22 protein-coding genes are annotated in these 26,712 nt (G+C 70.1%); 14 read left to right on the top strand and 8 right to left on the bottom strand.

Going from position 1 to position 26,712, the window contains the following annotated elements:
* The first annotated feature begins 295 nt into the window (after positions 1 to 295).
* The 4 genes from OG904_RS33785 to OG904_RS33770 all read left to right on the top strand — a co-directional run bounded on the left by OG904_RS33785 (position 296) and on the right by OG904_RS33770 (position 6,273).
* A complete protein-coding gene (locus OG904_RS33785) occupies positions 296 to 2,563 on the top strand; it encodes a hypothetical protein (RefSeq protein WP_405497668.1) in 2,268 nt (755 codons plus the stop codon).
* A gap of 120 nt (positions 2,564 to 2,683) precedes the next feature.
* Complete coding sequence (locus tag OG904_RS33780; protein WP_405497666.1) at positions 2,684 to 4,030, top strand: sensor histidine kinase; 1,347 nt, start codon at positions 2,684 to 2,686, stop codon at positions 4,028 to 4,030.
* Positions 4,031 to 4,425: 395 nt separating this feature from the next.
* The gene (locus OG904_RS33775; protein WP_405497664.1) at positions 4,426 to 4,839 is read left to right on the top strand and encodes a hypothetical protein; all 414 of its coding nucleotides are present in this window, start codon (positions 4,426 to 4,428) and stop codon (positions 4,837 to 4,839) included.
* 9 nt (positions 4,840 to 4,848) lie between these two features.
* Positions 4,849 to 6,273, top strand: coding sequence for an MFS transporter (locus tag OG904_RS33770; RefSeq protein ID WP_405497662.1), 1,425 nt, complete (start codon positions 4,849 to 4,851; stop codon positions 6,271 to 6,273).
* Between the two features lie 60 nt (positions 6,274 to 6,333).
* Here OG904_RS33770 and OG904_RS33765 read toward each other — a convergent pair whose 3' ends face one another.
* Positions 6,334 to 7,047, bottom strand: coding sequence for an alpha/beta fold hydrolase (locus OG904_RS33765; protein ID WP_405497660.1), 714 nt, complete (start codon positions 7,045 to 7,047; stop codon positions 6,334 to 6,336).
* A gap of 199 nt (positions 7,048 to 7,246) precedes the next feature.
* Entirely contained in the window at positions 7,247 to 7,969 is a 723-nt protein-coding gene (leuE, locus tag OG904_RS33760; protein ID WP_405497658.1) for a leucine efflux protein LeuE, read from the bottom strand.
* 431 nt (positions 7,970 to 8,400) lie between these two features.
* Here leuE and OG904_RS33755 point away from each other — a divergent pair, with 431 nt between their 5' ends.
* Positions 8,401 to 9,441, top strand: coding sequence for an MsnO8 family LLM class oxidoreductase (locus tag OG904_RS33755; RefSeq protein WP_405497656.1), 1,041 nt, complete (start codon positions 8,401 to 8,403; stop codon positions 9,439 to 9,441).
* A gap of 15 nt (positions 9,442 to 9,456) precedes the next feature.
* Here OG904_RS33755 and OG904_RS33750 read toward each other — a convergent pair whose 3' ends face one another.
* The 4 genes from OG904_RS33750 to OG904_RS33735 all read right to left on the bottom strand — a co-directional run bounded on the left by OG904_RS33750 (position 9,457) and on the right by OG904_RS33735 (position 15,563).
* Positions 9,457 to 10,203 (bottom strand): lysoplasmalogenase family protein, encoded by a 747-nt coding sequence (locus tag OG904_RS33750; RefSeq protein ID WP_405497654.1) that lies wholly within the window; start codon positions 10,201 to 10,203, stop codon positions 9,457 to 9,459.
* Between the two features lie 188 nt (positions 10,204 to 10,391).
* Entirely contained in the window at positions 10,392 to 11,597 is a 1,206-nt protein-coding gene (locus OG904_RS33745; RefSeq protein ID WP_405497652.1) for a DUF5925 domain-containing protein, read from the bottom strand.
* A gap of 104 nt (positions 11,598 to 11,701) precedes the next feature.
* Positions 11,702 to 13,642, bottom strand: coding sequence for a CARDB domain-containing protein (locus OG904_RS33740; RefSeq protein ID WP_405497650.1), 1,941 nt, complete (start codon positions 13,640 to 13,642; stop codon positions 11,702 to 11,704).
* A gap of 220 nt (positions 13,643 to 13,862) precedes the next feature.
* Positions 13,863 to 15,563 (bottom strand): putative adhesin, encoded by a 1,701-nt coding sequence (locus OG904_RS33735; RefSeq protein ID WP_405497648.1) that lies wholly within the window; start codon positions 15,561 to 15,563, stop codon positions 13,863 to 13,865.
* A gap of 708 nt (positions 15,564 to 16,271) precedes the next feature.
* Here OG904_RS33735 and OG904_RS33730 point away from each other — a divergent pair.
* The 7 genes from OG904_RS33730 to OG904_RS33700 all read left to right on the top strand — a co-directional run bounded on the left by OG904_RS33730 (position 16,272) and on the right by OG904_RS33700 (position 23,141).
* Positions 16,272 to 17,072 (top strand): transglycosylase SLT domain-containing protein, encoded by an 801-nt coding sequence (locus tag OG904_RS33730; protein WP_405497646.1) that lies wholly within the window; start codon positions 16,272 to 16,274, stop codon positions 17,070 to 17,072.
* Between the two features lie 287 nt (positions 17,073 to 17,359).
* Positions 17,360 to 18,172: a CAP domain-containing protein gene (locus OG904_RS33725; RefSeq protein WP_405497644.1), complete on the top strand. Its 813-nt coding sequence runs from the start codon at positions 17,360 to 17,362 to the stop codon at positions 18,170 to 18,172.
* A 364-nt stretch (positions 18,173 to 18,536) separates the two neighbouring features.
* Positions 18,537 to 21,236, top strand: a complete 2,700-nt coding sequence (locus OG904_RS33720; protein ID WP_405497642.1) for a nitrate- and nitrite sensing domain-containing protein — start codon at positions 18,537 to 18,539, stop codon at positions 21,234 to 21,236.
* Complete coding sequence (locus tag OG904_RS33715) at positions 21,233 to 21,730, top strand: roadblock/LC7 domain-containing protein (protein ID WP_405497640.1); 498 nt, start codon at positions 21,233 to 21,235, stop codon at positions 21,728 to 21,730. Before OG904_RS33720 ends, OG904_RS33715 begins: the two co-directional genes overlap by 4 nt.
* Positions 21,727 to 22,098, top strand: a complete 372-nt coding sequence (locus tag OG904_RS33710) for a DUF742 domain-containing protein (RefSeq protein WP_405497638.1) — start codon at positions 21,727 to 21,729, stop codon at positions 22,096 to 22,098. Before OG904_RS33715 ends, OG904_RS33710 begins: the two co-directional genes overlap by 4 nt.
* 22 nt (positions 22,099 to 22,120) lie before the next feature.
* Positions 22,121 to 22,696, top strand: coding sequence for a GTP-binding protein (locus OG904_RS33705; protein ID WP_405497636.1), 576 nt, complete (start codon positions 22,121 to 22,123; stop codon positions 22,694 to 22,696).
* 67 nt (positions 22,697 to 22,763) lie between these two features.
* Positions 22,764 to 23,141, top strand: coding sequence for a roadblock/LC7 domain-containing protein (locus OG904_RS33700; RefSeq protein ID WP_405497634.1), 378 nt, complete (start codon positions 22,764 to 22,766; stop codon positions 23,139 to 23,141).
* A gap of 85 nt (positions 23,142 to 23,226) precedes the next feature.
* Here the strand turns inward: OG904_RS33700 and OG904_RS33695 are convergent, their stop codons facing one another.
* Entirely contained in the window at positions 23,227 to 23,628 is a 402-nt protein-coding gene (locus OG904_RS33695; protein ID WP_405497632.1) for a PAAR domain-containing protein, read from the bottom strand.
* A gap of 47 nt (positions 23,629 to 23,675) precedes the next feature.
* On the bottom strand, positions 23,676 to 25,085 hold the full coding sequence (locus OG904_RS33690; RefSeq protein WP_405497630.1) for a hypothetical protein: 1,410 nt from the start codon (positions 25,083 to 25,085) through the stop codon (positions 23,676 to 23,678).
* Between the two features lie 134 nt (positions 25,086 to 25,219).
* Between OG904_RS33690 and OG904_RS33685 the strand changes: the two genes are divergently transcribed.
* Together OG904_RS33685 and OG904_RS33680 are read left to right on the top strand one after the other, a co-directional pair.
* On the top strand, positions 25,220 to 25,615 hold the full coding sequence (locus OG904_RS33685) for a hypothetical protein (protein WP_405497628.1): 396 nt from the start codon (positions 25,220 to 25,222) through the stop codon (positions 25,613 to 25,615).
* 164 nt (positions 25,616 to 25,779) lie between these two features.
* Positions 25,780 to 26,406 carry a response regulator transcription factor gene (locus OG904_RS33680; protein WP_405497626.1) on the top strand — a complete coding sequence of 209 codons (627 nt, stop codon included), beginning with the start codon at positions 25,780 to 25,782 and terminating at the stop codon, positions 26,404 to 26,406.
* The last annotated feature ends 306 nt before the right edge of the window (positions 26,407 to 26,712 follow it).

The raw sequence follows: 26,712 nt of genomic DNA, 5'->3' as shown, positions 1-26,712 counted from the left end.
GCGATCGGTGACCTGAAGAGTACCGGCTTCGCCTTGGGTGATTACCACTGTGCTCATCGCCTTCTCACTCCGTCCATGTCGGGAGACAGGACGCTAAGAGCAGGTGGCCGAAAAGTCATCAGAGCTGAGGATAAATTGAGCATAACTGCGAGAACCGCCCGATCGGTGGATGCGATGGCCTCGCCTGGCCCTAGTACCTGGGGATCCGACGCGCGTCCGTCTGGGGGATGCCCGAAGGGCTAGCCGCCCGGGATGGGGTCCCAGCAGGCCCCTCCCTCACCATGACTACACATTCATGTTCACCGAGAAGGGGTTCCGCATGGAACAGGACGTCAGGCCCAAAGGCTTCAATTCATGGTTCGGGGCCCTCGAGTTGCCCCGCAAGGCGTGCCCGTGCCCGGATCGCGCATCTGACGTCCTCTCGTCGGAATGGAGCGTCCTTTTCACTACGTGGCTGAACGGCAAGTGCGGTCACATAGCGAAGGTCATGGAGAGCCTTCAGTTCGTCCAGCGGCACAGCTCTACTTACCGGAGCACAAAGAACCTCTCGAAGAGCGAAATTCCCGAGGATCACAGGCAGAAGGTCTCGGATTTTCTGGATCTCTATACGGTCTACGAAAAAAACTTGACCGGCCTGTTGGATCGCTTCCTGGAGGATGTAAAGGACGAGCTGAAACGCGGAGTCTCGCGTTCAGCTTTCGATCGGATCCCGGCGGGCCTTGAGAACGAGCTGAAGTTTCACCAGGAAAACTGGATCCGCGCCAAAGGTTTTGCCGCCCATTACATTCAGGTCAGCGAGGCCCTCGTGAAGGTCCCGACTGAGATTATCAAACTTCGAAAGGACGAGATATCAAAGAAGAGTGAGATGTCGGCGAGCGGCATCAATCTTCGAAAGAAAGAACATGCCCAGTTCCTGCGCGTTTTTGAAAAAGCGCAAACCCTGCTCAATCTTTCGGTAAATCAGCTACAGCTGATTGACAAAAAATATAAGAACAGCGCTGAAATTCCTATCTGGATCCTCCCCCGGGAGGATCAGCAGAAAATCAGTAGGGACGACCTGCAGGCCTGGTACGAGACGACGATCCACGAAACCACTCAGTTCGTCGAGGAGGCGCAGCGGCTCGTCAAGAAGTGTGAGGGCTACCTCATCAAGGCGGCGTCGCCTCAGCTGCTCAAGATCCTGCATACCGTGGAACCGGTGCATGCGGGTGCCGCCATGGTGCTGCGCGGTCTTGCCGGCGCCATCGGCGTTGCAGCAGCCTTCAGCAGTCCAATCATCGGGCCGGCGTCGATACCCATCGGTCTGGCATCCGCCGCAGTGACGAAGTTTGCCGTAAAGGTCGAGAAGGACGCCGCCCGGCATGCGGCCAGGCACGATCCGGAGCTTTTCCAGACGGCCGTCACGAAACGGCTCAAGAGCAGGAGTCTGCTCAAGAAGATCACCCAAGCAACGAAGGGTGGCGTCATGGCGACCGAAGGAGTCGAACGGCTCGGCACCCAGATCGAGGCTGCGTCGTACACACCCACGGGCGCCGAGCTCACTGAACTCGCCGGCCCCTTCACCACTGCCATGGACTCTGCCGGGGTTCCGCTGGCGGCCCTCGGGGCCGTACTCAACATCGGAATCAAGGGCGCCACGTACGTACAGGAGAAGGAGGCGGTCGATAAATTCGCCGATCCGAAGGTTCGAGATGCCGTCTCCGCTCTCGTTTCAGCGGTGTCAGCAGAAATAAAGGTCACGTACGCAGATAAAGCGAAGACCAGCGACAGCCTCAGGGCCAGCACGGCCGCTCTGAATTCATTCAAGTCGTCAAGTGGTGGTAAGTATTTCGAGTGCAACTCCTCGGATTCCGAGGAGAAGCATAGCGTCCCCTGGTCGAGTCTGGCGTCCTCGGCCAAATTCAAGCGTCTCGAAGGAGATCGCTACGTATTCCACAGCAAGAAGGTCGAGCTGACGCTAGGGATCCAGACCGGAGGCAGCCTCGATTTTGTCGAATGGCGATGCAGCTCCGAGGGCAAATTCGTTCCCGAGGAGGATGTCAAAAAAGTGATCGCCGGGGATGGATTCATTACTTCAGGATCTGGCTTTACACCGATCTCCGAGATCGATAGGCAGTTCATTGGGAGCGGGGCCGAACTCAGCGCGTTCATCTGGCGCGGCCTTCGGGGGAACTGGATCGCGCGGGATCAAACCGTGGGCGGATCGGTGGTTTCCATCACAAAGGCCGACTACGGATTCCAGCGCGAGGTGGTGGACAAATTCATCTATCGATGGAATTTCTACCAGCGGCAGCTGATCGATCGCTATAAGGAACTCGCCGCGACCCTCAATCTGGACGTGGATTGGGATGGCCAGCCCAACAGTCAGGACATCGTTCGGGACAGCGAAACGATGGTGATCCATGAGGGACCGATGGGTGCACTCCTTGCGCCCAAGGACAGCACGGACAAGAGCCTGTGTCTCAAGGTGGCACTGCTGAACCGGGCGAACGGATACAAGGAAGTGGACCTTAGGGCACTTCCTGGCTGCTGCGATAATTTCGAGTTCGATATTCCGATGTAGCGGGAACACGGCACCCGGTCGGCCTGTGGGATTGCCACAGGCCGACCGGGTGCCGTGGCGTCGGTAGGCACATCGAGAGCTTCGGGCCGATAATGAGAAGCCCGACCGGAGGGACCTCTCATGGCGCGCGAGCACAGTCCGCTTCGGTTCGCCCGGCCGGTGTTCAAGCCGACGGTCATGCTGCCCGGGTCGTCGGTCGGGGCGGTGATGCGCGATCACGCCTGGCTCGCCCTGCGCATTCAGAGTGCGGCCCGCATCGGGGTCCTCCTGGTCGTGTTCATCATGAACGTGACCGTGTTCCCCCCGCGGGAACACGAGATGATCGCCTACATCATCGAGTGGTCCGTGGCGGCGGCATATCTGTTCCTGCTGCTGGCTCACTGGGACCGGCTGACCCCCTTCGCCGCGGCCATCGGGCCGGTGGTCGTCGACGTGGCCGGGATCACCACGGTGCTGGTCCTCTCGGGCGGGTTCCCCGCGGACACCTCGAAGTACATCACCCTGTTCGACGACCTCTACTTCCTCGTGCCCATCGTCGCCGCCTTCCAGCTGTACCCCTACGTCACCGCCTTCGCAGGCGTCGCCTCGGTGGTGGCGTATCTCGGTGCGGCGATCGCCGCGGGACCGGCACCGGACTGGGTGTACCTGATCAGCCATGCCGCCTTCCTCGCGATGGTGTCGACGTGCTGCGCGCTCTTCTCCGGCATCCAGCGGTCCCGGGTCTCCACCATCGCCGACCTGGTCCGGCAGCGGTCGGAACTGCTGGGCCAGGTGATCACTCTGGAGGAGGACGAACGGCGCAAGATCTCCGAAGTCCTGCACGACGGCGCTCTGCAGAGCGTGCTCGCCGCCAAGCTGGACACCGAGGAGATCAGCGAGGCCCGCCCGGGGGAAGACGTCACGGACGCCCTCTCCCGCCTGGAGTCCACGCTGGAGGACGCGGCCCGGCAGCTCCGCTTCTCGGTGACCCGGCTGCACCCCGACCAGGTGGAGCTCGCAGGCCTGGAGAGAGCCCTGCGCTCGTTGTTCGACGAGGGCGCCGCGAGGGGCGGGTTCGAGGTGGAGATGTCCTTCCACACCCCCGGTCCCACCCCCGTCGACGAGTTGATCTTCCGGGCCGCCGGCGAGTTCCTCTCCAACATCGTCAAACACGCGCAGGCCGACCGCGTGCGGGTCCGGCTGGACATCACCGACCGTTGGGCCCGGCTGGAGGTCGTGGACAACGGCAGGGGAATCGCTCCGGGGCAGCTCGCGGCCAAGGCCGCCGCGGGCCACATCGGCGTTTCGTCGCAACGGGTCAGGGCGGAGGGGATGGGCGGTCGCTTCACCCTGGAGAGCGTGCAGCCCCGCGGTACGGCAGCGGTCGTCGTGCTTCCGCTCAACGCGGCAGGCGGCGAGCGGGCGGGCCCCGGAGCCCCCGCCGGAGGGACTAGGGACTTGGGGCTGAGATTCCGTCGGTGGCAGTAGGCCGCCCGTCCACACCTCGGGTCTCCCCCTCGTGGGCCGGTGCGCGCGTGGATAGCGTGCGGAGCAGAGCGCGGCGACCGGTTGGGGCCGGGAGACCGCGTACACCCCGATCGACCCACGTGGCCTCCTCAGCCGGGTCGGACGGTCTGCGCGGGGAGGCAGGCGCCTGCCTCCCCGCGCGGCCAGGGGCGGTCGGGGACCTGTGCCGGCGCCGTGGCATCCGCCGGTCCGGGGGCGGCCGCGCGGGCGCAATCCGGAGGCACACGCCAGCCCAGTAGCAGCACGAGCCCGGAGCAGTACACGTGCAGGTCGAATGTTTTCAGCAGGTCAGGTACCCGGAGTTCTATTTCGCACGGGAGTGCGATCCCCTGGTACGCACTCGGGGGCTCGTCTTCTTGGCCGAGCACCTCGGGGACGCCTCGGCAGCCCAGGCCGTCGACGCCGCGCGGGCCGGCCAGACGATCGACTTCAGGGCCCTCTGCACGAGGAGCCGGGAAGCGATCCGGGACGCCCACCTCACTCATTTCCTCAGTTCCTGCTATCCGTACCCCGACCTGCACCGGCTCGCAGTGGGGATGTACCGGGAGCCGCTCTGGGTCAACCGCGACAGGACGGTCACGGATGTCATCGCGTGCAGCACCGAGCGCCTCTCGACCGCCGAGACGGCCGTCCTGCGTGGCATGACGGCGTTCCTCGTGCCGCCGGACAGCAGGTCCTGCGCGGCGCTGGAGAACCTGGACAGGCTCTGCGAGCTGTTCTACGCGGGGCGGCCGGGCGGTGCGCGGGCGGCCCGGGCCTGCCGGGCCTAGCCTGCTGTTATGACGTCCGGAACCCGCGGTGCGCCGGACCGCCCGAGCGCTCCCGGAGAGCAGGGTCGGGGCCTGGCCCCGCTCTTCGCGGTCTGCGCGGGGTACTTCATGGTCATCCTCGACGTGACGGCCATCAACGTCGCGGTGCCGGTGATCGGGCGGGAACTGTCGGCCTCGCTCACCACGGTCCAGTGGATCACCAACGGATACACCCTCACCTTCGCCGCCCTGTTGCTCACCGGCGGGGCGCTGGGAGACCGGCTGGGCCACCGCCGGGTGTTCTGCGCCGGAGTGGTGGTCTTCACCCTGTCCTCGGCGGCCTGCGGCCTGGCCCCGGACGCGGTCGTCCTCACCGTGGCCCGGCTGGCGGAGGGTGTCGGCGCCGCCCTCATCGTGCCCGGCTCGCTGGCCCTGCTCCAGCAGGTCTACCGGTCCCCCGCCGAGCGGGCCCGCGCCTTCGGACTCTGGGGTTCCATGGCCGGCATCGCCGCCTCCGCCGGCCCGCTGCTGGGCGGCCTGCTGGTGGACACCGTGGGCTGGCGCTGGGTGTTCTTCATCAACCTGCCCGTCGGCGCCCTGTGCATCCTCCTGACGCTGCGCCACGTGACCGCGTCGGTCCGGCAGCCGGGCCGGTCCGTGGACTGGCCTGCTCAGTGCGCGCTCGTCGCGATGGTGGCCCTGCTGACCACCGCACTGAACGAGGCCGGGCGGCTGGGCTGGACGGCCCCGCTGGTGCTCTCGGCGGCCGGACTGTGCGTGGTGGCGGGCTGCCTCTTCGTGCTGCGCGAGTACCTCGCGCGTTCCCCTGCCCTGCCACTGACCCTGCTGACCTCGCGCCCCCTGGCGGGCGGGGCCGCCATCGGCCTGCTCTTCAACTTCGCCTTCTACGGCATGGTCTTCACGGCGAGCCTGTACTTCCAGCACGAGCGCGGCTTCAGCGCGCTGCGTACGGGTCTCGCGCTCTTCCCCGCGGTCGCGATGTCGATGTTCGCCTCGGCGCTGTCGGGGCGGCTCTCCCGCCGCACCGGACACCGCCCGCTCGTGATCACGGGCATGCTCGTGGGCGCAGCCGGCCTCGCCGGCTGGGCTGCGGCCGGTTCCGACCCGGCGTACGCGGTGCTCCTGCTCCCGATGATGTGCGCCGGATTCGGCACGTCGTTCACGCTCACCGGTGCCACATCCACGGTGATGTCCGCAGCCCCGGACACACACGCCGGCACCGCCTCCGCGCTGTTCAACACCACACGGCAGATCGGAAGTGCGGCGGGCGTCGCCCTGGGCGGCTCCCTGCTGGCCTCCGCCTCCGACTTCACCGGCAGCGTGCGCCTCAGCATGGCCATCGGTGCGCTCGCGTACCTGGTGGCCGCGGCGATCGCCGTGCTGTGCGTGCCGCGCGCTCCCGTGTCGGCCGGGCCCGCCCCAACCGGGGAATGACCGGCCGCCCGGCCCGCACACCGAGGGGTGCGGAGCCGGGCGGACCGGGCCGGTGACGGACTAGCCGACGGCCTTGGCGGCGGACAGGATCACGTCGGCGACCTCGTCCGGCCGGGATACGGCGACCGCGTGCGAGGCATCCACCTCGACCGTGAAGGCACCGGCCCGCCGGGCCTGGAAACGTTGCGCCTCGACGGGTATGGCCTGGTCCTGCGTGGCGACGAGGTACCAGGACGGAATGTCGTTCCAGGCGGCGCCCGTGCTGGCGTCGGACAGGCTCGCCGCCTCCACCGGGCGCTGCACCGCGGCGAGTACGGCGGCCGTGGCCGCGTCGACGTCCGCGGCGAAGACCGGGCGGAAGGACTCCGGCCTGATGAAGAGGTCGGTGCCCTCGCCTCCGTCCTCGCGGACGTAGGGGACGGTGACCAGCGCTTCGGGCAGCCCGCTGCCCGGGAACAGGCCCAGGATGTCGTTGGCGCTCTCGTGCACGTCGGGGGCGATGGCTGCGATGTAGACCAGGGCCTTCACGTGGTCGAGCCCCTCGGCGGCGTTGGTGATGACCTCGCCGCCGTACGAGTGGCCGACCAGGACGACGGGGCCGTCGATCGTCTTCAGGAACCCGGCCAGGTACGAGGAGTCCGGTGCGAGACCGCGCAGGGGGTTCGGGGGTGCGGTCACCTCGAAGCCGGCGTCCTGGAGGTTGCGCACCACGGCGCTCCAGCTGGACGCGTCGGCGAAGGCTCCGTGTACGAGGACGATGGTGGGCTGGGTCATGTGTGCATGTCCTTAACTGAGGGGGCCGCCCGAGCGTTTCACCTGGGCTCTCCCGCGTCCTCCTGCCTCCGGACCGTAGGAGGAAGGAGCTTGCGGACGGCCGATCGGGCGTCGGGAGGCTCCACCTCCCGGCTCCCCCGATGGGCCGCCGGCCCGGTCCGGATGCGCACGATGGGAGGACGCCGATGGGTGCGGGCGGCTACAGGCCGATGGCCAGGGCGGCGCCGAATCCCAGGAACAGGAGCCCGGCGGCGGCCCGGAATCCGGCCGTCAGGTGGGGTCGTCCGGCTGCCGCCCGTCCGATCCGTGCCGCGGCGAGGACCAGGCACGTCAGGTAGCTCACGCTGATCAGTTCGTAGACGGCCGCGAGGACCGCGAAGGCCAGGTGGGGGTGGGGAGCCGAAGGTGCGACGAACTGGAGGAAGTAGGACAGGAAGAACACGATCGCCTTCGGATTGAGCACGGTGACGACGAAGGCCTTGCGCGTCCCCGTTGTGCCCGTACCCGTGCCCGTGTGCGGTCCCGTGCCCGTGCCCGTGTGCGGTCCCGTGCCCGTGCCCGTGCCCGGGTCTGCGGCACCGCGCACCTGCCCGCCGTCCGGTGTGGAAGGCTCCGGGCGGGCCCGGAACGAGTGGAATGCCTGGCGCAGCATGGCGGTGCCGAGCCAGGCGATGTACGCGGCCCCCAGCCAGCGCACGCAGGTGACGATTTGCGGGTCGGCGCGCAGCAGGTGCGCGGCTCCCACGACGGTCAGTGCCATCAGGGTGAGCTCACCGCCGAAGACGCCCAGCGCGCAGGTCAGGCCCGCCCGCCTGCCGCCTTGGGCGGCGGACGTCAGGGTGCTCAGCGAGCTCGGGCCCGGCAGCATGATGACGAGCAGGGCGCCCAGGGCGAACGCCTCAATGTGGTGCGTTCCCCACACGGCAAGGATCTCCTTCCGCCGGCCGTGGTGGCTGCGGCGTCGGCCTCACCGTAGGGAGCAACTCACGGGGAGGGCCTCCACCGGTCGCAGGAGAGCACCGGGGGACGTCCGGTGAATGCCCGTCCTTCGGACCTCTGTGAGGTCCTCCCGTTCGCGCGCCGAAAGGTGGTCCTGCCCCGCGCCCGGGCGCACGAACATGAAACGGCCAGCTGGTCGCCGCGACGGTCCGTTGCAGTCCGGTTCGGGGGCTGACCCGCGGTTTTGCCCGCGGCGCCGGTATCCCGACGACGGCTGGGGCCTCGGCGCCGGATCGTCCCGAGCGGAGCCGGGGCCCCTCCCCCTTATCTGACCTGACCTTGAGGAGTGCATGCCCACATGAGCACCGTAGGGTACGCCGCCGGCCGGCCGGAGATCCGCGGACGGAGGCCCCGGTGACCCTTTCCGTGAAGCTGTCGGTCCTGGACCGCTCGCACGCCCGGGCGGGCGTGGACGCGGCGGAGACGTTCCACGACACGATTCGCCTGGCCCGGACCGTGGAGCAGCTCGGCTACCACCGATTCTGGGTGTCCGAGCACCACGGTGTTCCCGGCATTCTGGGATCCGCACCCACCGTCCTCGCCTCTGCCGTGGCCGCGTCGACCTCGGCGATCCGGGTGGGTACCGGCGGTGTCATGCTGCCCGGGCACCGGCCGATGGTCCTCGCGGAACAGTTCGGCGTGCTGGACTCGCTCTTCCCCGGGCGCGTCGACATGGGCCTGGGGCGCTCGCTGGCGTTCACCACCGGGATCCGCAAGGCCCTCGGCCAGCGGGAAGAGGAGGTCGAGCTGTTCGGCCAGAGGCTCGCCGAGCTGCTGGGCTGGCTCACCGGCACTCAGACGGCCCACCCGGGTGTGACGGCGTACCCGGCGCCCGGAGCGGGGATCGCGCCCTTCGTCCTCGCCCTGGACCACGCCGCCGAGTCCGCTTCCGTCCTCGGGCTGCCGCTGGTCATCGGCCTCGGCCGGGACCGCAGGAGGCTGACGGCAGCCGTTACCAGGTACCGCTACGGATTCCGGCCCTCCGCGTGGTCGGCGCATCCCTACGTCGTCCTCGCCGCCCCCGTGGCGGTGGCGGACACGCCGCAGGCGGCCGAACGCATGCTCCGCTCCGAGGCGTGGTCCATCGCCCGAACGCGCACCGGCCGCGCCTTCCCGCCCTTGATGCCCGCCGCGGGCGTCGATGCACTTCGTATGACGCAGGGTGAACGTGAGGTGTTTCAGGAGGTGTTGGAGGGATTCGTCACGGGGACCGAGGAGCAGGTCGAGCGGTACCTCTCCGGCGCCGTCGCCGATACCGGTGCCGACGAGATCCTCGTCACCACCAACACGCACGATCTCGACGAACGCGCCGAGAGCCTGCGGCGCACCGCCCGGCTCGCCGGGCTCCGCCCGCGTCCGGCCGTGACCGGCGCGGCTCCCCCGCTCGATGACTAGTACGGGGGCACAGCACTAGGCCGTCTCTTCGCAGGCCCGCCCGGACTGGGCGAGGAAGCCTTCGACGAGCAGCCACTGGGCCGCGTTGTAGCTGGCGAGGACGAAGACGTGTGCGGCGGCCCGGGCCCGCGGGTCCGTGAGCAGGGTGCGGCGCAGCAGGATCGCCGCGTCGGAGGCCGCGAACAGCAGCGCGCCCGCCGGCAGCCAGGTCCTGGGGTCGGACGTGGGCCGGACCAGGCGGGTGACGACCCCCGGGAGCCGGGCCGGGCGGGGGTCCTGGGCCAGTGTCAGGGTGCCCGCGAGGGTGGTGGCGTAGGCCGCCAGGACCGCCGGCACCTTGGTGCGGCCCGGCTCCCGCCGTGCGGCCAGGAGGGCGGTGGCCGTTGCCCACGCCGCGGCGGGCAGTACGACGGTGCGCGGGTGCGGGCGGCTTCCGCGGCGCGTCAGCACGGCCGCGTACAGGAGCTGCATGGCCCCGAACGCGGTGGCGCCGCGGACGATCTGGTCGTCCTCGTCGGACCGGGACATGTAGTAGTCGCCCACCCCGGCTGCGAGCAGGCCGGCGACGAGCACCGGCAGTTCGACCGGGTCCAGTTCGGCCCGGCGGCGGACGGCCTTGAGGCCGAGCAGCGGGACGGCGACGGGTTTGGTGAGCAGTTGGAGCGTCCGGTTGCCGGTGTGTGCGGCCCAGATCTCCCCCACCGCGGCGGCCTGGAAGAGCCCCTCCTCCAGAGCGCGCCTCACACCGCCGGTCAGCTTCACGCCGTGCTCCCCTCGGGCTGTTGTGCAGCTTTCGCGACCTGGCGGCCACGATCGCCGCCCCCGGCCGTGCGGACCTGACGTCCGCGCAGCATCGTCACACACCAGCCCGGATGCCGGACACGATTTCCGCATACCGGCCGGTACGAGGGACGACGAGCGCTCCGGTGCGGCCCCGCGCGCCCAGCCTGCTACATGTACATGCCCACGGATCCGGTGGAGGGCGGCGGGGTGTACAGGGGACCGCCTCCCCCGGGGCTGGTTCGGGAGTAGAGCTCGGCGAGGGTGGCGCCCGTGTCGTGGCCCGCGCCGCCGGTCCAGTGCGCCGCTTCCTCGGCGGTCAGCGGTCCGACCTCGATCTGTGCCAGGCAGCGGCCGGGGCGGGTGACGGCGGGGTGCAGGCGCTGCACGTCTTCGTTGGTGGTCATGACGAGGAGTGTCCGCGAGTCCTGGCCGAGCAGGCCGTCGCTGAGGTTCAGCAGCCGTGCCATGCTCTGGCCGGCCGCCCGCTTGGCGTCGCTGCGCAGCAGTTCGTCGCAGTCCTCCAGGACCAGGGCGCGCCAGTCGCTGCGTTCCGGTCCGCGGTTCAGCGCGGTGTCGAGGAGGTAGCTGGAGGAGGAGAAGAGGTTTTCGGGGTCGAGGACGTACTCGAACTCGCACCACTGGCGCCACTCCTGCGCCAGGGCGCGCAGGGCCGTGGTCTTCCCGGTTCCGGGCGGTCCGTGCAGCAGCAGGATCGCGCCGCTCAGGTCCTCGGGGCCGAATCCGGTGAGGTGGTCCAGCCGGGTGCGCGCCGGGGCGGTGTAGTTGTTCCGGATCGCGGCCCACCGCGGGGCCCGGGTGTCACGGGTGATGCGGACGGCGGTGCCCATCTTCGACAGGTGCCAGAAGCCGAACGAGACCGTGCCGGAGTCGGCCTCCTCCTTCTCCTCGTGGGCGCGTACCAGGGAGTCGAGGACCTCGCGGGCCAGGCTGTCGGTCGCCGCGGTGACGGAGATCTCCGCCTGGCTGGTGGCCCCCTTGACCATCCGGGTGACCATCGCGGTCCAGCCCGGCCCGTCCAGCAGCCCGACGTCCGCGGACTCGGAGGAGAACTGCCGGGTGAGCCTGCCTCCGCCGACCTCCCACTGCGGTTCGGCGTCCAGTCCGTGCACGCGGCCGGTTTGGGCGTACGGCTGGGTACCGTCCAGGAAGGCGGTGAGCGCCATGGCCTGGATGACGTGCTTGGCGGTATCGGTGCCGCGCAGGACCAGTTGCGCCGGGGAACGGTCGTCGACGGCGGCCGGCGGCGCGGCGAGCGCGGGGGCCGGGCCGGATGAGGGCACCCGCCCACCCCGTCCTAGGTCGACGGGGTGGGCGGCAGGTTCGCGCAGGGCGATCAGTGCGTCGCTGGACATGCCTTCAGTCTGGTGTCCACCGATCGCGGCCGGCAGAGCCGCAGGGGCACGGGAACGGGCACTCGGGCGGGGCCGGCGGCAGCCTCGGCGGGGGCGGCCGCACGCTAGACCATGCTGCGGGCCGCCTTGCGGGAGCGGACCACGAGGACCGTACCGGCTGCGGCGGCCAGCATCGCGCCGCCGCCCAGGGCGAGCAGGAGCCTGCCGTTGGCGCCGGTCAGGGCCAGCAGGCCCTCGTCCTTCTGCTCGCCCTCTTCGCTCTTGTCCCCGGCGCCGGCCCCGGCACCGGCGCCCTCGTCCCCGCCGCCGGCGACCTTGACCTCCGCGGTCGCCATCTGGTTCTTCAGGTTCGGGTCGAACGCGTCCGTACCGACGGTGGCCCTCGCGACGAGCTTCTCCGCGTCCTTGCCGGCGGTACCGGTCACCTTCACCGTCCGTGACTCGTCCACGGCGAGGCTGCCCAGGTCCTTCAGCTCCTCGGGCGGGGTGAACCCGTCGGGGAGCTCCATGTCGACCCGGACCTTCTCGGCTGCCGCCGGGCCCTTGTTGGTGACCTTCAGGGTGAAGGCCACGTCGGATCCGGGCTCGGTCTCCTTCGGGTCCGCGGTCAGTTCCACGCCGACGTCGGCCGTGGCGGCGGCCAGGGTGGTGGTGTTGTTGCCGGGGCGGGGATCATCGGCCCGGGATCCCACGGAGGCCGCCACGTCAGGCAGTTTCCCGCCGGAGAACTCCCCTTCGACGGTCATGGTCGCCGATGCTCCCTTGTCCAGCACGGGCAGCGTGCACGTGGCCGTCCTGTCCCCTTCCGCGCTGCACTCGCCGGATTCCAGCCGGAGGGTGAGGCCGGTCAGGGAGACGTCCGACACGCCCTTGAACTGCACGCCGTGCGCCGCGTCCGGGCCGTCGTTGGTCACCCGCACCTGGTACTGGGCCTTGGTGCCGCCCAGGGGTGTCACCAGGCCGGTGACCCCCAGGTCCGCGGAGGCGAGTGCGACCACGGCTTCGCCGCCCCGGACGGAGGGGGCGGCCGTGTCGGACCCGGCGATCCGGTGGTCCAGGACCGCCGCCCGCTGGGTCAGCTTCGTCCCGGCCGGGGCGTCGTCGGCCAGCCGGAGCTCGTAGCTGAGGGTGGTGGCGGCGTTCGGTGCGAGGGCCCCGTCCTTCCCTGCGTGCACCACCAGTTTCCCGTCCTTCTCGGCGGCCTGTTCACCGGCCGGCCGGCCGTCGATCCTCACCGATCCGGGAACCAGGCCGGCGTGCGCGGGCAGCTCCTGGGTGAGGGTCACCCCTTGAAGGTCCCAGTCCCCGGAGTTGGCCGCCTTGGTGGTGAACCCGATCTTCCCTCCGCGCTGGACGGACTGCGCCGACGCACTGGTCGTGACGGTCGGAGGGGCTACGGCCACGAGGCTGGCGGAGTCGAGGAGGTTGTGGAGAGAGACTCCCGTGAAGCCGAACACCAGCTTCGTCTGGCCCTCGGGAAGGACGTAGCCGCCCCGGTACGTCGTCCAGCTTCCCGTGCCGGTGGAGATCGTGTCGCTGTCCTGTCCGTCGGGCTTCACGGTTTTGAACTCCGCGGGTTTCTGGTCCGGGGTGCCGAAGACCACCTGCATCTGGCTGGGCCCGTAGCGGCCCTGGTGGGCCACGCTCCAGCGCAACTGCGTGCCGGGGGTCACGTCCACCGTCTGGTAGACGGTGTCCCCCACGCGCGTGTACGAATCCAGCTCGATGAGCTGGTTGCCGGTGTGGGGTGCGTTGGCAGCAGCCTTCCGCCCCCACATCTCCACCTGGCCTCCCGTGTGCTGCCAGCCCCGCCCGGCTTCGGGAACCACCCAGAGACTCTCGTCATCGCGCAGCGTGGGGCTCTCGAAACCGCCGTTGTCAAGGAGCTCCTGGCCGGTCGGCACCGTGGAGGAGGTGTGCGGGGCCCGCGGGGTGGCGGCATTCGCCCCGGGAGCCACGAGGACGGATCCGGCGAGGCAGGCCACGAACGCGCCGGCTGTTCCGTAGAGGCGGAGGAAGGAAGCGGACGGGGAAGGGGAGCGCATGGCACCTGCTCTGAGGGAAACGGATGGCGTTGTCAGACGGCCGCTGACCTGCGGGGACCCGGGGCCGCGGCCGTATGAAGGAACCTTTCAGCAGCTGATCCGCTCCACAGGGGACGGCCGGGAAGCCGTTCGGGCAGGCCGGTCCGCCGCACGTCGACCGCTCATGCGGCCGGCCTCCCCGGACGCGGTGTCCGGGGAGGCCGGTGCTGCCGGTCTCCTGTTACCAGGGCAGCGGCTGGTCCGTCTCCAGCGCGTCGAGGGTCTGCTCGCTGGGGGTGGGCTGGAGCAGGTACTGGAGCCCTTCGTCGAGCGCCCGGACCGCGTTGGCCAGCACCTCGTCGCCCGCGGTGGCCGACGCCGCCTTCAGGGACGTGCAGAACGCGGTGAGCTGGGCACCCGCCTCGCTCTTCGCCGCGTAGTAGAAGTAGCTCTCGACGGCCGTCGCGAACAATTCGAGGCTGCGGAGGCCCGGCTGCATGGTGTCGGGCAGCAGGCTGCCGGGGACTGCGGCCTGCACACCCAGGATCAGCCCCCGGAAGGTCTGGGAGCTGTAAGTGGCTCGGTCGCGGCGGTCACAGAGCTCGCTGTAGACGTGGACCCACTTCTCGCGGCTCAGGAGGTTGTCCATCTCCCAGGGCTGGAGGTTCTCCAGCCGCGCCCAGATGAGGCGCACCTGCTCCGCGCGCACCGCAGGTTCGGGGGAGAGCCGGTCAACGCGCGGCTCGGTCCTGTCGAGGATGTGGGTCGCGGCTTCCTTGGACTCGAGCGGGACCACTTCCAGGTCGTAGCGCGTGGCATGGGCCATGCTCGCCATGTTCAGGTAGGCCAGGACCGGATTCGTCCTCCTCAGGTCCAGGAGGGACTGTACGTACGCGACCATCTCGTTGTGGTATTCGGACTGCTCCGGGGTGTAGTCCTGCCGGGGGTCGGCTTCCTCCCGAGTCGTCACGCACTTCTCCCGGCACGTCCAGAAGTTGATCTCACCGCCCTTCGCGATGATCTCCGCGAGGGGACCCTTCAGGCCAAGCAGACCCCGGCAGTCCGGATGGTGGCCGGGCGGGTTTCCCTCGAATTTGTTCTCCATGTAGAAGAAGCACTGGAACGCGCCGCCCTCCATGGAATCGCCGCAGAGGTAGATCTCACCACCGGCGCCGACCTCGAACTGGTTGGGGAGCTCGCGCGTGGCGTGGGCCGATTCCTTGGCCTCCCCGTGTTTGAGGGGAGAGAGGAGCAGGTTCTCCACCTTCTCGCCGCCTCGCTTCGTCTCGACCGGAGCGCTGGGGGCGATGATCGCCCGATGCTTCTCGATCTTGTTCAGAACCCGGTCCCGGTGAGTCCAGAAATTGAGGGTGACGCCCGCGGGAACGACGACGTCGTCGTCCGTCTCGTTGTACGACCCGTGTCCCAGGACGTTCTTCCCGGCGCCCCGCGGAGCGGCCGCTCCGGCCTTCTTGGGTCCTGGTGCCGCGTGCGCCACGTCCTCGGCCCTTGCATGGTGGTGGTGCTTCACACCGGTCCTGAACGCGAGGCAATTGCCTTCCGGGCACTTCTTGCCCTCGGCGCACTTGCCCCAGCACCAGTTCCGCAGAACGGGATCGGCAGCCGTGACGTCACCCATCTTGTTCGCCACCCCCGCCATCACCACCGCGAGGAACTCGCCGCTGCTGCCCCGCTTCTGCTCGACGAGGTACCCCAGGTGCTGTACGGCGTCGGCCTCACGCCGATCGGAGAACTCACTTTCGCCCAGTACGTCGCGCACCCAGCCCAGGAGAGCGTCATCTCCCTGCTGAGCCACGGCTTGCTGCAGACGCTTGTCCGTCGCCCACAACCGAAGCCAGAAATCCCCCCGCCTGATGAGCCTGTGCCTGTCGCTCACGAGGTCGTACATGTTGGGGTAGCGGTACTTGGGCTCGTACGGCATGAATGGTCTCCTTGAACGTTCACCCCCTGGGCCTTCGGGCGGCGGCAGAGGAAATTCGGGTACCGCGGCAGAGTCGCGCTGCTCCATTGCACGTCCGGCGCGGAGCCGCAGGCGTGGAGGCAGCGTCCAGGCCGGTCTCGCGGGGTCTTCGACGAACGTACGGTGACCGGCGCGCGGGACGACGAGGTAAAAGGACAGTCCTGCAGGCAGCCCGCACACCGCCGTTCGCGCACCGCCGTCCGCGCACCGCGGAGCCTTGCCCCGGCCATTACCTCACCGTCGTCCGCTCTCCAAGTACCGCGCCCCTTAAGGCTTCCTTGGCGCCGGGGGAGTTCCGTTTCCACCAGTCGGTGGACCACACCCAACCCATCGGACTGTGAGCCGCGTCACACCATTCCCGTCGTGTGACACATCGGCCTCGCGGGTGGAGCCCGCCCTCCCAAGGATCTGACGGGCCGTCTGATCACCGTACGCCGCGCCCCTTCCTCTCCGCTTTCCCTATCGGGCACGCCCCGCTCCAGGTCGGGCCTTGCCGGTGCGAATTCCCTTTGCCTACGGTCGCTTCGCCGGCACGGACCCGCTGTCAGGGGTCTCCGGGCGCGATCCCCCGCTCCGAAACCGGAGCAGGCGTCCGGCACCCGGGCGGGTCCCGGACCAGCCGTGCTCCGCAGCCCGCCAACGCGTCGTCAGCAGAACGAGAGGAACACCATGCCGCCCCACGGAAAGCACCGCCGGAACAGGATCAGCGCACTCAAACGGGGACTCGCCACTGCGGGCACCGGACTCGCCGTGCCCATGATCGCCGTGAGCGGGGCGACCGCCGCGCCGGCGCCCAAGCCGCCGTCCGCCGAGACCTCGGCGACGGCCGCCTCCGGGACGACCCCGGCCGACCCGGCAAAGGCGGCTCCGGAGGCCAAGGGCAAGGCCCAGACAAAAGCCAAGCCGAAAGCGAAGCCGAAATCCGGCCACCGCACCCACGTCGTCAAGCGCGGTGAGACCCTGGCGACGATCGCTCACGCCGAGGGCATTGGCCTCGAGCGGCTCTACAAGTACAACGCGCGCGTCATCGGCCCGAACCGGAACATGATCCGCCCCGGCCTGGTCCTGACCCTCCTGGACAGCCCCGCCCCGCACCCCCGGACCGGGAAGGCGCCGTCCCATCCGAAGCCCGCGCCGCAGCCCTCCTACGGAAACGACTGCGACGGCTGGATCAACCAGTCTCTCGCCATCATGGACAAGCACGGGATTCCGGGCACCTTCGCAGGCATCAAGAAGAACGTGATGCGCGAGTCGTCGTGCAACCCCCATGCGGAGAACAACTGGGACAGCAACGCCAGGGCGGGCCAGGCCTCGGTGGGACTCCTCCAGATCATCCCCACGACCTTCCAGGCCCACCGGCTTCCCGAACTGCCCAACGACCGGCGTGACCCGGTGGCCAACATCGTGGCCGCAAGCCGGTACGCCGCATCGCGCTACGGCTCGATCGACAACGTGAACGGTCCGTACTGACGAGCGGTGCAGGGCCCTCCCCGGAGGAGTCAGACAGCGTCTCGGGGAGAACAACGGGCACCACGGCGCCCGGGACCACCTGGACACGGGCGCAGGCCCCTGCGGGGACCGGCTCCGGCCGGGCTAGGGGCCCGGACACGGGGCGCCGGATCCACGGCCGGAACCGGTCGCACGGGCCCTGGAACCACCTTGGGCCGACGTCCACGCGAGGACCGGCGGCATACATTTTCGGCAAGAGTGCCCGTCCGGCCAACCGGACGGGCCGCGCAGCGAGGAAAGGGCAGCCCATGGGACGCCACAAGACCCCTCCGGTCAAGGGAACAGCCCACGTGCTGCCCACCGGGGCCCGGCTCGTCGCCTCCGTCGCGGTCGCGGCGGCAGGAGCGGGCGCCCTGGCCGCCGCCCTGGTGCCGGCCGGCGGAGTAACCGGCCTGCACGAGGTCATGCCACGCATAGCCCATGCTGCGGCCGCCCGTCCCGCGCCCGCAGCCCAGCCTGCGACGGACGACGGTGAGCCGTCGTCGCACGCCGCACAACCGTCGCAGGCCAAGCCCGCGGCGCACCCCGCACCGGCATCCGAGGCGGCGAGGCAGTCCCCCAGCGCACGGCAGCAGTCCGCCGCAGGGGCCAAGACGCCCCCTCCGGCGGCCGCCACGACGAACGGCCGTGCGCAGGGTTCCGCACCCGAGGCCCAGGCCGCAGCGATCAAGCGCGCCGATGCCCTGCAGCGGAAGCTCGACTCCACCTCCCCCGACGTGGTGCTGAGCCTGGTCAACCAGGCTCGTGAGCAGGCCGGCAGCGCCCCGCTCAGGCTCGACTCCACGCTCGGCGACCTCGCCGGGCGCACCGTCGCCGACCTGCCGGACGAGCCCGGTACGCCCGGCATCGTCACCGGAGCGCCGGCCCCGCAGCCGGGCGTGGCGGCCGGGACCACCGTGAGCATCAGCCGCAATGAAGTCGGTGCGCAGGCCGCGGTGAACGACTGGCTCAAGGATCCGGTCCAGCGGGCCAAGCTCCTCGACCCGGCCCTCGACAGGATGGGCATCGCGAGCACGACCCGGTCCCAGGTCATCTGGTGGGCCCAGGTCCTGGGGAAGTAGCCCTGGCACGGCCTCCCGCTCCACCGCTCCACCGCCCCACCGCCCCGCCGATCCCCCGCCGCCCCGTGTCCGGTGCACGCAGCCCGCCTGCGCGCACCGGACACGGGGCGTCCTGCGTACTCGCCCGCGTTCCCGGCCCGCGGGGCCGATCGGAGGAGGGGCCGCTCCCCCGGCCCCGTCCCTTGTCCGGCGGGTCCGGCGGAACGGGCCACGCGCCTACGGTCGAGACAGGTGGCCTTGCCGGCATCGCGGTGTGCACCTCCCGCGCAGGCAGGCCCCCTCCGCCGCCAGCACGGCGGAGACTGCCCGCTCCAGTGGCGCCGCTCCGGCGCCCCGGGGCTCCGAGCAAGCGGAAGTGACACACATGCGCATGCAGAGAGAAGGCCGGTTCAGGCTTCGCAAGGCTCCCCTGCGCCGGTCAGGCGCGTCGCCGCTGGGCCCGGCCGGGCCCGCGACGGCCGAGTCCGCGACCGCAACCACCCCGGGGCACGGGACCACAGCGGCGGACAGCACTGCGCAGCGTCGCCCCGGGCGCCGGCTGCGCCTGGGCGACCTGCGGGTACGCACCCGACTCCTGGCCGTGATCGCCATCCCGCTGATCGTGGCCACCGTACTGGGCGCGCTCCGGGTCGACAGCGCGCTGGACGTGGCCCAGCGATACGAGCAGTTCCACGAGGTGGCGCAGCTGGCACGGACCGGCACCGCCCTGGTGCAGCAGCTCCAGCACGAGCGCGATGTCACCATCGACCCCACGGCGCGCACCGCGGCCGGCGGGAACGGCCTCGCGCAGGTGCGGCAGCAGACCTCCGAGCTGCAGCAGCAGTTCCTCGACGAGAGCGCACCGCTGTCCTCGAGCGGTCAGCTCAAGACCCGCCTCGGTGCGGTCAAGGAAGCGTTCTCCACTCTTCCCCACATCCGCGCGGCCGCCGACCACGATGCCTCCGGCTCGATGACGGACACCGCGTACCTCAGCCTGATCATGCCGCTGCTGAGCATCGACAACGAGCTCGACGGACAGCTGGCCCAGTCGCATTCCCAGGGCTGGGGGCTTTACACCCTGTCCCTGAGCACGTCGATGCTCTCCAGCCAGCGGGCTCTGATGTCGCAGGCCAAGGCGGAGGGTCGGCTCTCCCCCACCGAGCGGGCGTCGCTGATGGCCACCGAGAAGATCCGCGAGATGGCCCAGCGTGAGTTCGCCATGGCCGCCCCGCCGGCCGACCGCGCCGCTTACACCGAGATCACCGAATCTGCCCAGTCCCAGAACGCCGAGAAGGCCCTCCAGCAGATGCTGGCAGCGCCTCAGGACCTGTCCGGGGTGACGCTTCCGGCCCAGTGGTACGCGAACTCAGGCGCCCGGGTCGACATGCTCGGCAAGCTGGCTCTGGGAGTTTCCGACCAGCTGGTGTCCGAGAGCAAGACCCAGTACGACGACGCCATGGGCCAGGCCCGGTTCGACGCGGGCATTACGGCCGGTCTGCTGGTCGCCGCCCTGGGGCTGGCCTTCGCGGTCTCGCGGAGCATCTCCCAGGGCCTGACCCGGCTGCACGAATCGGCGACCGACGCGGCCGAGGTCCGGCTCCCGCGCCTCATGCGCGATCTCCAGGACAACCCGCTGTCGGCCGTGGACCTGGAGGTCCCGCCGACCGGGATCACCACCCGTGACGACATCGGCGATGTGGCGCAGGCGTTCGACGCGGTGCACCGCGAGGCCGTCCGGCTCGCCGGCGACCAGGCGCAGCTGCGCGAGTCGGTCAGCGCGCTCTTCCGCAACCTCTCGCACCGCAACCAGAGCCTGGTCCAGCGACAGCTGTCCATCCTGACCACGCTGGAGCAGAACGAGGACGACGGCGTGCAGCTCAAGCGGCTGTTCGAGCTGGACCACCTGGCGGCCCGGATGCGGCGCAACAGCGAGAACCTCCTCGTCCTGGCAGGCGGACAGAGCATGTCCCGGGCCTCCCGCCCGATGTCCCTGCTGGATGTGGTGCGTACGGCGATGTCCGAGGTCGAGCAGTTCGAGCGCGTGGGGCACCTGTCCCTGCCGCCGGTGTACGTGGCCGGGTACGCGGTGAGCGACGTCGCCCACCTGCTGTCCGAACTCCTGGAGAACGCCCTGATGTTCTCCAGTCCCCAGACCGAGGTCCAGGTCGGCTCGCAGCAACTGCCGGACGGGCGCGTGCTGGTGGAGATCCGGGACCACGGCATCGGGATGGACGAGGCCAAGCTGTCGCTCGCGAACAGCCACTTCGCCTCGGGCGAGGCGCTCGCGCCGGACGCGTCCGAGCACATGGGCCTGTACGTGGTCGGCCTGCTGGCCCGCCGGCACGGCATCGAAGTAGGGCTGCGGGCCGCCTCCTCCGGCACCTCCGCGCTCGTCGTCCTGCCGCAGGAACTGGCCGTCCGGGTATCCCCCCGGCCTGACGCGGCCGAAGTCGCCGCCCCGACGCTCCCGGCCGGCCCGTACGCCGCTCCGGCCCGGGCACGGACTCCGGAGGAGCCCGCGACGCCGGGACAGGCCCCGCCGACCGCCGACGAGGCGGCTGCAGCCGGTCCGGCATCCCCGGAGGGCGGGCGTACGCGTCCGCCGCAGCGCCCCGATCCCTCCGGACCGGGCCGGACCCGGGCACCCCGGGACAGCGACTTCGGTGTGGCCTCCGGCTGGACCGCCGCGGCGCTCCCGCCGCTGACCGTCCCGGACGCCCACGGCGTCCAGGACCGCCACGAGGAGGCCGCCCCGCCGACGGCTGAGCCCGCTGCCGGGCAGGACGCGCCCGACGGGCTGCCGCGCCGCGTTCCCATGGCCCGGCTCAAGCCCGGCAGCGTGGCGATGGAGGACAGCCCGTATGCCGTCGAGGACGTGCACGCCCGGCAGGGAGTGCAGCAGCCGTTCCAGCCCGGGGCGCCCGTGAGCGATCCCGCGGCGCCGCGCATGGACGCGACATCGCATTTCCACAGCACGTCCGCTGCGCCCGAGCGGCTGCGCAGCCGCCTCGGTGCCCTGCACCAGGGCATCACCCGCGCCGAGGACGAAGGCCGGCCGCAGCGCCACGAAGGAGGCCAGGCATGAACCTCGAACACCGTCTCTCCCCGGCGCGCAGCGCCCCGGCCGTGCCGACCACGGAGAGCCTCGACTGGATCGTCAACCGCTTCACCGACCGGGTCGTGGGCATCCGCTCGGCCGCCGTGGTGTCGGCGGACGGACTCCTGCTCGCCTCGTCCGCCGGGCTGGCGGGCGAAGCCACCCGGCTGGCGGCAGTCAGCAGCGGGATCGTGGGCCTGAGCAGCGGCGGGGCTCAGCTGCTCGGCCGTGGCGGGGTCTCCCGAACGGTCGTGGAGATGGCCTACGGCACCATCGTGGTCATGTCGGTCTCCGACGGGTCGCTGCTCACCGTGCTCGCCTCACCGCATTGCGACCTGGGTGTCGCGGGCTACCACATGACCCGTCTCGCGCGACAGTGCGGAGAGGTACTGACCCCCGCCCGACGGGATCCCTCGACCGTGCCCGCCATGGCCTCCTTCGCGCCGGGACTGCTGCCACAGGCGCCGGGAGCCGCCGCGTGAGCACCGCGTTCGCGGACTCCGGGGGCCCGGACTCCACGGCCGGCGACTTCGGGCCACGTCCGTACACCCTGACCCGGGGCCGCACCCACGCCAGCCGCCACATGCAGCTGGAGACCCTGGTGCAGACCGCTCCCGGCAGGCAGGACGCCGGCTCGCTGCTTCCCGAACACGACCAGATCCGCACCCTGTGCTTGCACCCGCGATCGGTCGCCGAGGTCTCGGCGCTGCTGGGGATCCCCCTCGGCGTCATGCGCGTACTGCTCGCGGACCTCGCCGACGCCGGCTTGCTCCATGTCCACGAGCAGACCGGACACGGCGCCCCGGCGACCATGCTGAACCGGCTGCTGCGCGGGCTGGAAAACCTCTGATGCCCTCACCAAGGAGAAGCGAGTGAACACGACGGGCAGTCGCCTGATCACCAGCGCCAAGATCGTCATCGCCGGGGGCTTCGGTGCCGGCAAGACCACGTTCGTCGGTTCGATCTCCGAGATCGAACCCCTGCGCACGGAAGCCGTGATGACGGCGGCTTCGGCGGGCGTGGACGCGCTCGGCCACACCCCGCTCAAGCAGACGACGACCGTCGCCATGGACTTCGGGCGCATCACCATCGACGAGGAGCTCATCCTGTTCCTGTTCGGCACCCCGGGTCAGGACCGCTTCTGGTTCATGTGGGACGACCTGGTGCGCGGTGCGGTGGGCGGTGTGGTCATCGCGGACACCCGGCGCCTCGAGGACAGCTTCGCCGCCGTCGACTACTTCGAGAACTGCGGGCTGCCGTACGTGGTGGCCCTCAACCCGTTCGACGGGCAGCGGCTGCACCGGCCCGACGAGGTGCGCAGCGCCCTGGGCGTGGCCGGCTCCGTGCCGGTGCTCTACACCGACGCCCGCGAGCGGCACGACGTACAGCAGATGCTGGTCGAGGTGGTCCGGGAGGCCCTGCGGGCCCATACCGGGGCGCATGTCTAGGCAGGAGGTGACCGGCGTGGAGGGAATGCATGCAATGCAGCAGATGAACCGAACCGGAGGAACACTTTTGAACAGCACAGCCGCTCAGACCGTCGACCTTCAGGCGGGGTTCTCGGGCTTCGTCTCCCGTACCCCGGGCATCGAGGAGGGCGTGGTGGCCTCCGGTGACGGCCTGGTCGTCGCCTCCTCGGGCGGTGTGTCCCGGGACCGCGCGGACCAGCTGGCCGCGCTGGCCACCGGCCTCGCCAGCCTGTCGGCCGGCGGGTCCGCCCTGCTCGGCGGCGGTGAGGTGGTGCAGACACTGGTGGAGATGGACGGCGGGGTGCTGTTCGTGACCACCGCGGCGGGCGGCGGGGCGCTGGCGTTGGTGGCTGAGCCCGGCTGCGACCTCGGCGCCGTGGGCTTCGAGCTGTCGGTTTACGCGCAAGGCGTGCCCGCCTCCTGACCGGCCGCGCACCGAAGCCGCCGACGGGCCGGATGAACCGGCCGGTCGGCGGCTTTTCGGCGTACCGCCGGGCCCGCTGCCGCCTTCAGCCGATGCGGACGCTCTGGTGCCCGGCAACGATCTTCCCGTTGGGGGCGGGCACCGGGTCGCTGCACGTCAGCACGGTGTCGCCGACGCGCGCCGCGGGCTTGCCGCCGATGCGCACGGTGACGCTGCCCATGAGTACGGTTCCGCTGTTCTGGGGAGGCTTCGGGAAGATCGCCGACGGCGGGGGGACGTGCGGGGGGCTGATCGTGGCGCTGGTGTCCTTCGTGGCCGCGGGCTTGCCCCCGATGCGCACGGTCGGACAGCAGCCCCCCGCCAGGCCGGCCTGGAAGACGAAGGGCAGGCACTGGATGAGGGGGCCGGCCGGCGTCTGGAACTGTACGAAGTGGTAGTCCGTGCCGACGACTTTGTCGCCGAGCCGTGCTGCCGGGGATCCGGGCATGGAAGATGTCCTCTCGCTGAAATGGCGGGGGTCGACGGGCAGTCGGGTCAACTGGTGGTGATCTTGGTGCGGAAGAGCGCAGTGGGGGTGCACGAGACGCTCGCCGAGCGGCACTGAACGGCCACCACGATCGAGTCCCCGCTCTTGAACTTCTCTCCGCCCGAGAACACGTGCCGCTTGTGTGTCAGGGTGGCGAGATCCTCTCTGAGCAGCACGGTGCTGTTCCGGCGGATCTCCAACGTGCCGGCGGAGCCCGTCGGGTTGTCGAGGATGACCTCCTGGGCGGTGATGGTCTGCCCCGGCAGGACCACGCGCTTGCGGGTCATGAACGCCGCGCTCTCCGACGTCGCTTGGCCCTGCAGGCGGATGTTCTCGGTGGTGGTCTCGGGGTCCCCGCCCGACGACCCGCTGCCGGTGGGACCGTCGTTCGCAGAACTGCCGTTCGTGGAACCTTTGTTCGTGGAACCGCCGTCTTTGGTGCCGCCCGAGCTCTGGGAGCCCTTGCCGCTGGCGCCGTTCGTTCCGCCGTCGTCGCCCGATACCGGCGACGCTTGTCCCGCGCCCTTCTTCCCTACGCCCTCACCCTTGGCGTCGTCACCCTCCGGCGGGTTCGAGGGGGAGCTGCCCGGACCGGGCGACTGCGAGGCACCGGGCGGCGGCGGAGACTGACCGCCGGGCGGATCCGAGAGCTCCTCACCGGTGATGGCCTTCGAGGTCGGCTCGGCATCGAGGACGCTGGGTCCGAGTACGGCCAGCAGGACCACACCGGCCACACAGAACGTCAGGGCCTTGGGCAGCCAGCGCGGCAGCAGGGCGGGCTGGACCACCATGCCGGCCGTCTCGATCTTCGTGCCGTCCGAGGCCGTCAGGCCGATCTCGATCGGGAACGTCTTGGGCTGCCCCGTCAGGAAGCGTCGCTTCATCCGCATGCGCAGCGGGATCAGCTGGGTGGTCCCTCCCGCCACGACGGTCTGGACCGGCTTGAAGCGGAAGTCCACCGCCCCGCTCTCGTCCTTGCCGGTGAACTGGACCGTGACCGGCCCGTTGCCGAGGTTGTCCACGGCCAGCTTCGTGCGCGCGGTACGGGCCCCGCGAACGGTGCGCGGGACGAGTTCGGCCGCCACCTCCGAGAAGCCGCCGACCTCGACGGTGCCCTCTTCGATCACCGAGCCCTCGGTGTCCTCCTGGGCCATGATCCGCAGGGCGAAGGCCTTCTTCCCGCACGGGATCTCGGCGGACCTCGGCGGCGCGAAGGTGACCATCACCACCGCGTCGTCGCCCGGGAAGACGTTGACGGTCTCCGGCTCCACCACCGTCCACTCGGCGACGTCCCCGAGCACGTCGAGGGTGAACGTGTCCACCGTGCGGCCGTTGTTGTGGAGGCGCACCGGGCAGGTGATGCTCTCGCCCGCCTCGACGGTGACAACTCGTTCGTCCAGCGATGCGATGACTCCCATGGAGCAACTGTCACAAGCGTCGGCGCCCGCGGAAATCGGCGCCCGGTCAATACGACGGGCACGCCTCCTTCGCCTTCAGGCAGGATGGCGGTCCGGCCCACAACAAGGAGGGCCCGCGCGGGGACAATGGGCTCATGGACATACGAAACGACCAGCCCACGACCTGGAACCCCGCCCGGCTCGTGGAATTCGACATCACGAGCAACGAAATCCGGGACGGACTGGTCGCATTCGAGGCCGACACCCTGGCATTCCGTTTCACTCCGCGGCCCCAGACGGGGCGCCTGGAGTGCACGGTGGAGCTCCGGGAGTACATCGGCGGCGGCATCTCGGGCAACGTGATGCTCGACGGCCGCACGACGACGGTCATCGAGCCCGACCAGACCGGAGAGATCTGGCTGTCCTTCGGCGGGTTCGGCTGGCAGGACGAGGCCCGCACCAGGCCGGTGGGCCTGTGCCACTACCGGGTGGAACTGGACGGCGACTCCACGGTACGGGTGGCGATCGACGGCGAGGACATCCTGCTGTAGCGGCTGCACGGCTGGCCTCCCGAACGGACAATCCTTCGCACCGGTTGCTCTAGCCTCCGCTTAACCTCCGCGGGCACACCATGGATACACCAACCGGGGATTGCGGTCCCAGCGGACCTCTCCCGGTGGTTTCTCCTCAGTACTCCGCTTCCGAGAGGGACTTCATGTCGCAGAGGATCGCTGTTTTCGTACAGGCCCTGGACTCCATTTCCGAGCTGGGCGTCATCGCCGCCCTCCGCATCCGGCCCGAGGTGCACATCGTGGACCGCCGCGACGCGGACCCCGAGGCGATCGCCGTGCTCGTCGTCGACGAGATCGACGACAACGCCATCGCCCTGATCAAGTCGACCCGGGGCCAGGGCACTCAGCGCATCGTGCTCGTCGCTTCGTCCCTCGAGGACGACGGCGTGTTCGCGGCCGCCGAGGCCGGCATCAGCGGCCTGGCCCGTCGCAAGGACGTCACCGCCGACGGACTGGTGCAGGTGATCAGCTCGGTCGACCGCGGGGCCGGAGTGCTCCCGCCCGACCTCGTCGGGACGCTGCTCAAGCAGGTGTCCCGGCTCCAGCACCAGGCGGCTGTCCCGCGGGGGCAGCGCTACTCAGGCATCACCGACCGCGAGGCCGACGTCCTGCGCCTGGTATCGCAGGGGCTGGACACCAATGAGATCGCCCAGGAGCTGTGCTACTCGGAACGGACCGTCAAGAACACCCTGCACGCCATCAACAACCGGTTCAACCTGCGCAACCGTCCCCACGCCGTCGCCTACGCCATCCGCGAGGGCCTCATCTGACCGCGACCGCCCGGCCACGGAGCGGGTGGGGCGGCAGAACAACCGTTCTGCCACCCCACCCGCTCCGGTGCGTACGGCCTTTTGACTCAGGGCGCCCGTGAGCGGGGGCCGTACCCGGCTCACGGAGCTGGGCGTAGGAAACACGGAAGCGTGCCGGACTGTCGCCGACCGGCCCAACCGACGCACGCGCAAGACGCCCGGCTGGGAAACCCCAGCCGGGCGTCTGCACAGACTCCTCGCGTCAATCGGACCGGTCCGCGGCATCACGGCCCCGGACCCGCACCTCGCGTTCGTGATGCCATCTCC

The sequence above is a fragment of the Streptomyces sp. NBC_00096 genome, assembly GCF_045041305.1.
Lineage (GTDB): Bacteria > Actinomycetota > Actinomycetes > Streptomycetales > Streptomycetaceae > Streptomyces.
The sequence above is the reverse complement of the archived record's forward strand: the minus strand, read 5'-3'. Positions and strand labels throughout refer to the sequence as shown.

Excerpts from the sequence above, each read along its gene's own strand:
- OG904_RS33780 (WP_405497666.1), top strand. The coding sequence starts at position 2,684 with ATGGCGCGCGAGCACAGTCCGCTTCGGTTCGCCCGGCCGGTGTTCAAG.
- OG904_RS33685 (WP_405497628.1), top strand. The coding sequence starts at position 25,220 with ATGGACATACGAAACGACCAGCCCACGACCTGGAACCCCGCCCGGCTC.
- OG904_RS33785 (WP_405497668.1), top strand. The coding sequence starts at position 296 with ATGTTCACCGAGAAGGGGTTCCGCATGGAACAGGACGTCAGGCCCAAA.
- OG904_RS33730 (WP_405497646.1), top strand. The coding sequence starts at position 16,272 with ATGCCGCCCCACGGAAAGCACCGCCGGAACAGGATCAGCGCACTCAAA.
- OG904_RS33725 (WP_405497644.1), top strand. The coding sequence starts at position 17,360 with ATGGGACGCCACAAGACCCCTCCGGTCAAGGGAACAGCCCACGTGCTG.
- OG904_RS33770 (WP_405497662.1), top strand. The coding sequence starts at position 4,849 with ATGACGTCCGGAACCCGCGGTGCGCCGGACCGCCCGAGCGCTCCCGGA.
- OG904_RS33740 (WP_405497650.1), bottom strand. The coding sequence starts at position 13,642 with ATGCGCTCCCCTTCCCCGTCCGCTTCCTTCCTCCGCCTCTACGGAACA.
- OG904_RS33695 (WP_405497632.1), bottom strand. The coding sequence starts at position 23,628 with ATGCCCGGATCCCCGGCAGCACGGCTCGGCGACAAAGTCGTCGGCACG.
- OG904_RS33735 (WP_405497648.1), bottom strand. The coding sequence starts at position 15,563 with ATGCCGTACGAGCCCAAGTACCGCTACCCCAACATGTACGACCTCGTG.
- OG904_RS33715 (WP_405497640.1), top strand. The coding sequence starts at position 21,233 with ATGAACCTCGAACACCGTCTCTCCCCGGCGCGCAGCGCCCCGGCCGTG.
- OG904_RS33720 (WP_405497642.1), top strand. The coding sequence starts at position 18,537 with ATGCGCATGCAGAGAGAAGGCCGGTTCAGGCTTCGCAAGGCTCCCCTG.
- OG904_RS33765 (WP_405497660.1), bottom strand. The coding sequence starts at position 7,047 with ATGACCCAGCCCACCATCGTCCTCGTACACGGAGCCTTCGCCGACGCG.
- OG904_RS33690 (WP_405497630.1), bottom strand. The coding sequence starts at position 25,085 with ATGGGAGTCATCGCATCGCTGGACGAACGAGTTGTCACCGTCGAGGCG.
- OG904_RS33745 (WP_405497652.1), bottom strand. The coding sequence starts at position 11,597 with ATGTCCAGCGACGCACTGATCGCCCTGCGCGAACCTGCCGCCCACCCC.
- OG904_RS33680 (WP_405497626.1), top strand. The coding sequence starts at position 25,780 with ATGTCGCAGAGGATCGCTGTTTTCGTACAGGCCCTGGACTCCATTTCC.